This window comes from Paracoccus sp. SCN 68-21, from assembly GCF_001724535.1.
Taxonomy (GTDB): Bacteria; Pseudomonadota; Alphaproteobacteria; order Rhodobacterales; family Rhodobacteraceae; genus Paracoccus; species Paracoccus hibiscisoli.
This window is the reverse complement of sequence record NZ_MEES01000063.1, coordinates 1-8,863: the sequence shown is the minus strand read 5'-3', so window position 1 is coordinate 8,863 and position 8,863 is coordinate 1. Positions and strand designations below refer to the sequence as shown.

The 8,863-nt window shown below is 67.1% G+C and carries 6 protein-coding genes and 1 pseudogene; 1 reads left to right on the top strand and 6 read right to left on the bottom strand.

The features are described 5' to 3' along the window. Positions 1–181 precede the first annotated feature (181 nt). Positions 182–529 (top strand): annotated as a pseudogene (locus ABS73_RS16810) (pyridoxamine 5'-phosphate oxidase family protein); the annotation flags it as partial. 83 nt (positions 530–612) lie between these two features. Here ABS73_RS16810 and ABS73_RS13375 read toward each other — a convergent pair. From ABS73_RS13375 to ABS73_RS13350, 6 genes are read right to left on the bottom strand one after another with little or no spacing between them, the layout of a single operon-like run. Further along, positions 613–2,523, bottom strand: a complete 1,911-nt coding sequence (locus ABS73_RS13375; protein WP_286693522.1) for an ABC transporter ATP-binding protein — start codon at positions 2,521–2,523, stop codon at positions 613–615. Position 2,524: 1 nt separating this feature from the next. Then, positions 2,525–4,306, bottom strand: coding sequence for a gamma-glutamyltransferase family protein (locus ABS73_RS13370; protein WP_277024166.1), 1,782 nt, complete (start codon positions 4,304–4,306; stop codon positions 2,525–2,527). A 16-nt stretch (positions 4,307–4,322) separates the two neighbouring features. Further along, positions 4,323–5,183 carry an ABC transporter permease gene (locus ABS73_RS13365; RefSeq protein ID WP_277024163.1) on the bottom strand — a complete coding sequence of 287 codons (861 nt, stop codon included), beginning with the start codon at positions 5,181–5,183 and terminating at the stop codon, positions 4,323–4,325. Beyond that, positions 5,180–6,127, bottom strand: a complete 948-nt coding sequence (locus ABS73_RS13360; RefSeq protein WP_277024160.1) for an ABC transporter permease — start codon at positions 6,125–6,127, stop codon at positions 5,180–5,182. The genes ABS73_RS13365 and ABS73_RS13360 overlap by 4 nt, the downstream gene beginning before the upstream one ends. Before the next feature lie 56 nt (positions 6,128–6,183). Beyond that, positions 6,184–7,692: an ABC transporter substrate-binding protein gene (locus tag ABS73_RS13355; RefSeq protein ID WP_277024159.1), complete on the bottom strand. Its 1,509-nt coding sequence runs from the start codon at positions 7,690–7,692 to the stop codon at positions 6,184–6,186. Between the two features lie 22 nt (positions 7,693–7,714). Further along, positions 7,715–8,458 (bottom strand): FadR/GntR family transcriptional regulator, encoded by a 744-nt coding sequence (locus tag ABS73_RS13350; protein WP_277024156.1) that lies wholly within the window; start codon positions 8,456–8,458, stop codon positions 7,715–7,717. Positions 8,459–8,863 lie beyond the last annotated feature (405 nt).

The window sequence follows — 8,863 nt, the reverse complement described above, 5'->3', positions numbered from 1 at the left end:
GTAAAGGTGCTGACATGATTCATCCTTTCTGGGAGGATGAATCACAAGCAGACCCCTTTGGGAATCCCATGATTCCGGTTTTTGCAGAAACGCTTTAGCCCCAAAAGATGAAGGTTCGGTTGACGCGACAAAGCACCGCGCCCCGCTTGCGCCGGAATGCCGATGTCGCGATCATGCCGCCATGACAACTTACCCCGACCCCCATCCCTGGGCCGCGCAACCCGACACTCTGCTGGACCAGATCTGGGCGCGGCTGGTGCGGGGCGTGGGCGACCGGCACGCGCCGGCGCGGCATCCGACGCTGGCCACGGTGACGCCGCAGGGGATGCCGCAGGCGCGCACGGTCGTCCTTCGCGGGGCCGACCGCGGGGCGGGGGTGCTGGAGGTGCATACCGATCTGAAGTCGGGAAAGGTGGCCGACCTGCGCGCCAACCCCTTGGCGGCGCTGCATGTCTGGGACGCGGGCGCGCATCTGCAGACGCGGATCGAGGCGCGCGCCGACATCCTGACGGGCGAGGCGGTCGCGGCGGTCTGGGCGCGCGTACCCGACCCGTCGCGGCAAAGCTATGGTTCGCATCCCGCGCCCGGCACGCCCATTGATGATGCGCTGGCCTATGCGAAACGCCCCGACGCGGCCTGCTTTGCGGTGCTGCGCCTGACGGTCCTGGCCATAGACGTGGTGCATCTGGGCCCGCAGCACCGTCGCGCGCGATACATGCGCGAGACGGGCTGGCAGGGGCAGGCCGACACCTGCCGCCAGTCGCGTTTCGGCGGCTGAAAGCCGATCGGGCGGACGGGGCTTTTCAGCTCGTCGACCTGCATGGCGCGGCGCAGGCCGCGGCGGGCCGGGTCGGGGATGGGCACGGCGGCGATCAGCTTTTTCGTGTAGGGATGCTGCGGGTCGGCAAAGATCGCCTCGCGCGGGCCGATCTCAACGATCTCGCCCAGATACATCACCGCGACGCGGTGGCTGACGCGTTCGACCACCGCCATGTCGTGGCTGATGAACAGATAGGCGATTTTGAGCCGCTCCTGCAGGTCCATCAGCAGGTTGCAGACCTGCGCCTTGATCGACACGTCCAGCGCGGACACGCTTTCATCGGCCACGATCACCTTAGGGTTCAGGCCCAGAACGCGGGCGATCGCCACGCGCTGGCGCTGGCCGCCGCTGAATTCATGCGGATAGCGGTCCAGCATCGACCCGTCCAGACCCACCTGTGCCAGCAGTTCGGCGGCGCGTTCTCGGGCCTGCGCGCGGGGGACCAGCTTGTGCGTCAGGATCGGCTCGGCCACGGTCTGCCCCACCGTCATGCGCGGGTTCAGGCTGGAGAACGGGTCCTGAAAGATCATCTGGCCCGACCGCCGCATCCGCCGCAGATCGCCCGGACCCGCGCCCAGCACGTCGAACCCGTCCAGCGTGACCTGCCCCGACTCCGGCTGAACCAGCCGCAGGATCGACCGCCCCGTGGTCGACTTGCCGCAACCGGATTCGCCCACCAGCGACAGGGTCTCTCCCTGCCACAGATCGAAGGTCAGGTCCTCGACCGCATGGACCTTGCCGGTGGGGCGGCCCAGCAGGTCGGACCCTGCGGCAAATCGGGTGACCAGGTTCCGGACCGACAGCACCGGCGTCGCGCTGCGGTCCACGGTGTCCACGACTGCGGGCTGCGCGGTGATCGTGCCGCTGTCCATGTCGACCTTGGGGAACCGCAGCGGCCAGTCCTGGCCCGCCATCTGCCCAAGGCGCGGCACCGCCGCCAGCAGCGCGCGGGTATAGGGCTGGGTCGCGCCGGTGAACAGATCGGCTGTGGCGCCTGTCTCGATGTGATCGCCGCGGAACATCACCAGGGTGCGGTCAGCAATTTCGGCCACCACGCCCATGTCATGGGTGATGAACAGGACGGCCATGCCCTGCTCCTCTTGGATCTCCTTGATCAGGTCCAGGATCTGGCCCTGGATGGTCACGTCCAGCGCGGTCGTCGGCTCATCCGCGATCAGCAGCCGCGGGCGCGCGGCCAGGGCCATCGCGATCATCACCCGCTGGCGCATCCCTCCTGAGAACTGGTGCGGATAGTCCTTGATGCGCGCATGCGCATTCGGGATGCGGACGCGGTCCATCAGGCGCAGAACCTCGGCCGCGACCTGATCGCGGGGCACCTGGCCGTGGCGGATCAGCAGTTCGGCGATCTGGTCGCCCACCGGAAAGACCGGGTTCAGCGACGACATCGGCTCTTGGAAGATCATCGCGATGTCGTTGCCGCGCACCTGGCGCATCTGCTTCTCGGGCAGGCCCAGCAGGTCGCGCCCGTCCAGCAGCACCTGGCCGCTGACCCGCGCCCGCTTGTCCAGCAGGCCCATGATCGCCAGCGAGGTGACGCTTTTGCCAGAGCCGCTTTCGCCGACGATGGCCACGGTCTCTCCGGGGGCCACGTCAAAGCTGATGTTGCGTACGACCTCCTTCAGGCCGTCCTCGGTCGGAAAGGCGGCGGTCAGGTTTCGCAGCGAAAGGATGGGTTGGGTCATGTCACCGCCCCGCCGCATAGGCTTGCATCAGGCGCGGAGTCGCGGCCGCGCGCAGCAGGCCCTGCGCATCGCAGCTGGCCGCGGTCAGGCGGCCGATATCCCACGGCCCGGTGACGGTCACGTCATGGCCGCGACGGCGCAATTCGTCGATGGTGGCCTGGCCCACGCGATCCTCGATCAGCATGCCGCCCGGTGCCGCCGTGCGGGGGTGGAACGAGGCCGGGAAATGCGTCGAATGGAACAGCGGCGCGTCGATGGCGGCCTGCAGGTTCGGCTCGAAATGCACGTGCCGCAGAAAGAACACCAGCTGCCACTGGTCCTGCTGATCGCCGCCGGGCGTGCCGAAGGACAGGTGCGGCACCCCGTCCCGCAGCGCCAGCGACGGCGTCAGCGTGGTTCGCGGCCGCCGCCCCGGCGCCAGCGAGGTCGGCAGGCCGGGCTGCAACCAGAACATCTGCGCCCGGCTGTTCAGGCAGAAGCCCAGATCGGGGATGATCGGCGACGATTGCAGCCAGCCACCCGACGGGGTGGTCGAGACCATGTTCCCCCACCGGTCGATCACGTCGATATGCACGGTATCGCCGCGCTTTTCCGACAGATGCGCCATGGTCGGCTCGTACACCGCGCCCTTGCCCAGGCCATCCAGCAGCGACAGGGTCCGGGCGCGCTGATCCTCGAACCCCGGCACGGCGCCGGGGCGCAGGTCCAGCGAGGCGGTGTCGCCGATCAGCGCGCGGCGTTCCGCGGCATAGGCACCCGACAGCAGCGCCTCCATCGGCACATCGTGCATGGCCGGGTCGCCGTAGTAGACCTCGCGGTCGGCATAGGACAGCTTCATCGTCTCGATGACGGTATGGACGAAGTCGGGTCCGTTCGGGTCCATCGCGGCGATGTCGATGCCCTCCAGGATCTTCAGCCCCTGCAGCAGCACCGGCCCCTGGCCCCAGGGCCCGGTCTTGGCGATGGACCAGCCGTGATAATCGGCCCAGGTCGGCTCCTCGGTGGTGGCGCTGTAGCCCGCCATGTCGTCGGCGGTCAGCACGCCGCGATGCTTGGCGCCGCTGCCGTCCATCACCTCGGTCGTGCGGCAGAACCGGTCGATCGCCTCGGCCACAAAGCCGCGATAGAAGGCGTCGCGGGCGGCCTGCACGCCCGCCTCGCGCGTGGGTGCGTCCTCGGATGCCTCGACGATCCGGCTGTAAGTGTCTGCCAGTGCGATGTTTTTGAACAGTGCGCCCGCCTGCGGGGCCTGCCCGCCCGGCAGCCAAGTCGCATGCGACGTGGGCCACTCGGCGGCAAAGAAATCGGCCAGACCGGCGATGCTGTCGGCCACGCGGGGCAGCATCGGATGGCCGTGGCGCGCATAGTGGATGGCGGGGGCCAGAACCTCGGCGACTGTCATCGTGCCGTGGTCCTGCAGCATCAGCATCCAGCCGTCGAAGGCGCCGGGAATGACCGTCGCCAACAGCCCGTTGCCGGGGATCAGGTCGATCCCCTCGGCCCGGTAATGGTCAATCGTGGCGCTGGCGGGGGCGGGCCCCTGGGCGCAGATCACCTGGGTCTTGCCGGTCTTCGCGGAATGGATGATCGCGGGCAGGTCGCCCGCCGGGCCGTTCAGATGCGGCTCGACGATCTGCAGCACGAACCCGGTCGCCACGGCGGCGTCAAACGCGTTGCCGCCCTTTTCCAGAATGCTCATCCCCACGGCGGTCGCGATCCAGTGGGTCGAGGTCACGACACCGAACGTGCCGGTGATCTCGGGGCGGGTGGTGAATTGGGTCATGACGACTCCTTGAAAATCAGTGTTCGCGCGGGTCCAGCGCATCGCGCAGCCCGTCGCCGATCAGGTTGAAGCCGATCACGACCAGAAAGATCGCGGCCCCCGGCCACCAGGCCATCCAGGGCGCCTGCGTCAGGAAGTTCTTGGCCACGTTCAGCATCGACCCCCAGCTGGGCGCGGGGGCCTGCTGGCCCAAGCCCAGAAAGGACAGCGACGCCTCGGCGATGATCGCGGTGGCGATGGTCAGCGTGGCCTGCACGATGATCGGGGGGGTGATGTTGGGCAGGATATAGCGGCCCATGATCGCCATGTGGCCAAGCCCGATGGCGCGGGCACCCTCGACATAGTCCTCGGTCTTGACGGACATGACCTGTGCGCGGGTCAGGCGAATGAAGATCGGCATGGCCGACAGGCCGATGGCGATCATCGCGTTGGTCAGGCTGGGCCCCAGGAACGCGGCCAGCGCGATCGCCATGATCAGGAACGGCATCGCCAGCAGCGCGTCGGTGAAGCGAGAGATGATCGTGTCGGTCCAGCCGCCGAAATAACCGGCGATCAACCCGATGGGCACGCCCGTGACGACCGCGATGGCGACCGAGATGACGCCCGCCATCAGCGACGCCTGCGCGCCCCAGATCATCCGGGACAGGATGTCGCGCCCGATCTCGTCCGAGCCCAGCCAGTATTCGGCCGAGGGCGCCAGACGGATCGCGGTCCAGCTGGTGGCCAGCGGGTCCGCGATGGGCAGGATCGGCGCGGCCACCGCCAGCAGAACGAAGAACGCGACGATCACGCCCCCGACCAGGGCCGCGCGGTTGCGCCGGAACTTGCGCCAGAAGCGGCTTTTGGCGCGGGGTGCGGGCATGTCGATGGCGGTCATAGGGCGGCCCTCATCCGGGGGTTCAGAAGGACGCTGACGACGTCCGCGATCAGGTTCATCAGCAGGAAACCGACGGCCGTGCACAGCACCACGCCCTGCACCACGGCATAGTCGCGGTTGAACACCGCATCGACGATCAGCTTGCCGAAACCGGGGATGGTAAAGATCTGCTCGGTCAGGACCGCGCCCGCCAGCAGCTCCCCGAACAGCAGTGCGGACAGCGTGATCACCGGCAGCAGCGCATTCCTGAAGCTGTGCTTGAGCACGACCTGGCGGCCGGTCAGGCCCTTGGCGCGCGCGGTGCGGATATAATCGGCCGACAACACGCCCAGCATCGACGACCGCGTGTGCCGCATCAGCGTCGCGGCCAGCCCGGTGCCCAGCACGAAGGCGGGCATGATCATCGTCTCCAACGACCGCACCGGATCGACGAAGATCGATTCATAGCCCGAGGCCGGCAGCCAGCCCAGATTGACCGAGACCAGCAGGATCAGCATGATCCCCAGCCAGAAATTCGGGATCGACAGGCCCGACAGCGCCACGATGTTGGCGGTCCAGTCCAGCACGCCGCCCTTGCGGACCGCCGCGATGATGCCCGCGGGAATCCCGATCAGGGCGGCAAAGATCATCGCCATCACCGCAAGCTGGATCGTCACCGGCAGCTTTTGCAGGATCAGTTCCGACACTGGCTGCCCGGTGCGCAGCGACGTCCCGAAATCGCCCTGCACGACGCCGCCCAGCCAGCGCAGATATTGCACCGGTACGGGGTCATCCAGGTTCAGCTGCGCGCGGATGCGGGCCAGGGTCTCGGGGTCGCGGTCCTCTCCGGCCATGGCCAGGACCGGATCGCCCGGCAGCAGCATCTGCAACCCGAAGACCAGCATCGACACGATCAGCAATGTCGGCAACGCCACCAGCAGGCGCTTGGCTATGTAGATCAGCATGGTGTTCCTTTCGCCGGGCCGGGGGTATGGCGCCCCCGGCCGCAGTTATGTCCGGGTCACTGGGAGAGGGTCACGTCCTGCAGGCGGATCATCCCGTCGGGGAAGGCCTCAAAGCCCTGCACGCCCTGATCCAGCGCAAAGATGTAGGTCTGGTGGCCCAGATAGATCACCGGCAGGTCCTGATTCAGGATGACGCCCGCTTGGTCATACAGGTCCTTGCGGACCTTGCGGTCATTGGCGGCGCGGGCCTCGTTCAGCAGGCGGTCGACCTCGGGGTTGCAATAGCGCGGATCGTTGATGCCGCCCTCGCAGGTGACGAACTGGTGCAGGTTGCCGTCGGGGTCGGGGCGCCCCGACCAGTCCGACCGCGACAGCTGGAAATTGCCCGCCGTCTGTTCGGACAGCAGCGTCGCGAATTCGGTCGCGCGCAGGGTCACGTCGAAGCCTGCCTCGGCCACCATGGCCTGGATGACCTGCATCATCTGGGTGATGACGGGGTTGTTGGCGTGCTGGATCTCGACCGGCATGCGGTCGATCCCGGCCTCGGCCAGCAGGGCGCGGGCGGCCTCGACGTCGCGGGCGGGGACCGGCAGATCCTGGTTGAACCAGGGCGAGGAGGGCGGGAAGGGCTGGTTGCCGGGCACAGCGGTGCCTTCGAACACGACCTGGTTCAGCGCCTCCCGGTCGATGGCCAGCGAGAAGGCCTGGCGGACGCGGGCGTCCTCTCCCATCGGCGTCAGGGCGCGGTCGCCATTGCCGATATTGGCATAGATCGCCATGTAGCCCAGGCCCACGGCCTCCTGCATCTGCAGGGCAGCGTCCTGAGAGACCGACCCCACGTCGGAGGCGGCGATGCGTTCGACGATGTCCAGTTCCCCCGAGCGCAGGTTGGCCAGGCGCACGGTGGTGTCGGGGATCGGGCGATAGGTGACGCGCTCGATCGCGATGCGGTCGGCGTCGTAATAGTCGGCGAATTTCTCAAGCACGATGCGGTCCTGCTGGATGCGTTCGACGAACTTGAAAGGCCCCGAACAGACGGGGTTCTGGCCGAACTCGGCGCCCGCCGCCTCGGCCGCGGTTGGAGAGACCATCATCCCCGCCCTGTCCGACAGCTGCGCGATCAACGAGGCGTCGGGCGCGGTCAGGGTGAAGGTCACCTGCATCGGCCCCGTCGCCTCGATCCCCGCGACCGAGGACAGTTCCGATTTGCGCCGCGATTCTGGCAGTGTCATCGAGCGGGTGATGTTGGCCACCACCGCATCGGCGTCAAAGGGCGTGCCGTCATGGAACACCACCCCCTCGCGCAGGTCCATGACCAGCGCCATGCCGTCGTCGGACCAGGACCAGTCGGTCGCCAGCATCGGGATGATGTTGGCTTGGGCGTCCAGATCGACCAGCTTGTCGCACAGGCCCGCATAGACGATGCGGCCGACGAAGGTGCGCGACTGGTCGGGGTCCAGGATGTCGGCATCGTCGCTGAGACCGATGCGCAGGGTCTGGGCGCCGGCGGGCAGGGCGCTCATCAGCGCGATCAGGGCGGTGGCGGACAAAAGATGTCGGGTCATGGGGGATTCCTGTTGATGGGGGTCAGGCATGGGCCGGTTGATCCGGCCTTCCGGTCTGGGTAGGAGACAGGTCCGCCGATCCAAGGCGGATCAGCTTTTCCTGCAGCATGAACAGATGCACGCGCATCTGCTCGGCCGCCGCCTGCGGGTCGCGGGCGGCGATTGCGTCGATGATGGCGCGGTGCTGGGCCACCGGCAGGGCATGCCCCGCCAGCCCGCCGCGCGCCCGTTCGCGCACCGCCTGCCAGGCGGCGTCCTGGCGCACGCGATTCACGATGTCGAACAGCGACAGGAACAGCGCATTGCCCGCAGCCTCGGCGATCTGGCGGTGGAGCGTGCCGTCCCACAATTCGCCCTCGTCGGCGTCCAGGCACTGGGCGATGCGGTCCGACAGCTCATAGAGGCGGGTGATGTGCTCGGGCTTCGCCCGCAGGGCGGCCAGTGCGGCCAGCTGCGGCTCCAGGCGCAGGCGGACCTCCATGATCTCGAAGAAGTTGGTCGTATCGACGATGCTTGCGCCCGCAGGGGCTGGGGCCGCCCCGCCGATGAAGGTGCCGGCGCCCTGTCTGCGGGTGATGCGCCCCTCGGCCTCCAGCACCTCCAGCGCGCGACGGATCGCGCGCCGCCCCATGCCCAGCTGCTCCGACAGCTGCCGCTCGGTCGGCATGCGGTCGCCGGACTGACGGGTCGCGTCATCGATATAAGCCCGCAGCCGCGCCAGCGCGTAGGTCGAGGTCGTGTGGCCCTGATCGGTATCGGCTTCCATGTGCGAACCATTGGTGACTATTGGTTCATGCTGCCACATTTCCGTCATCATGCAAGCCCGCCACTGAACTTCCGGGTCCCAACCTACCAAAAGAGCGATGGTCCAGCGCGTTCGTGCCAGTCCTCATGCCTTACGCAGAGGCAAACAATCGAACCAATTCAACGAAATGGTTTGCCGTTGGAGCGGTCTTGTCGGCAATGCCCTTTTTTTGAGCGATTGTGAAAGATAGGGTGGTTCAGTGAATTCACACCAAAAGAAGCGATAAAGTGTTACATAATGCGGATTATCGATAAAAGCTTGGCAGAAGGGGCACGCGCTATCCTGAAATGCGACTTTCTGTGCTCAACAATGGGTTGAGCCATGAAAGGATCATAGAATGAAGGTTCGGTTCTCTCACCTTTCCCT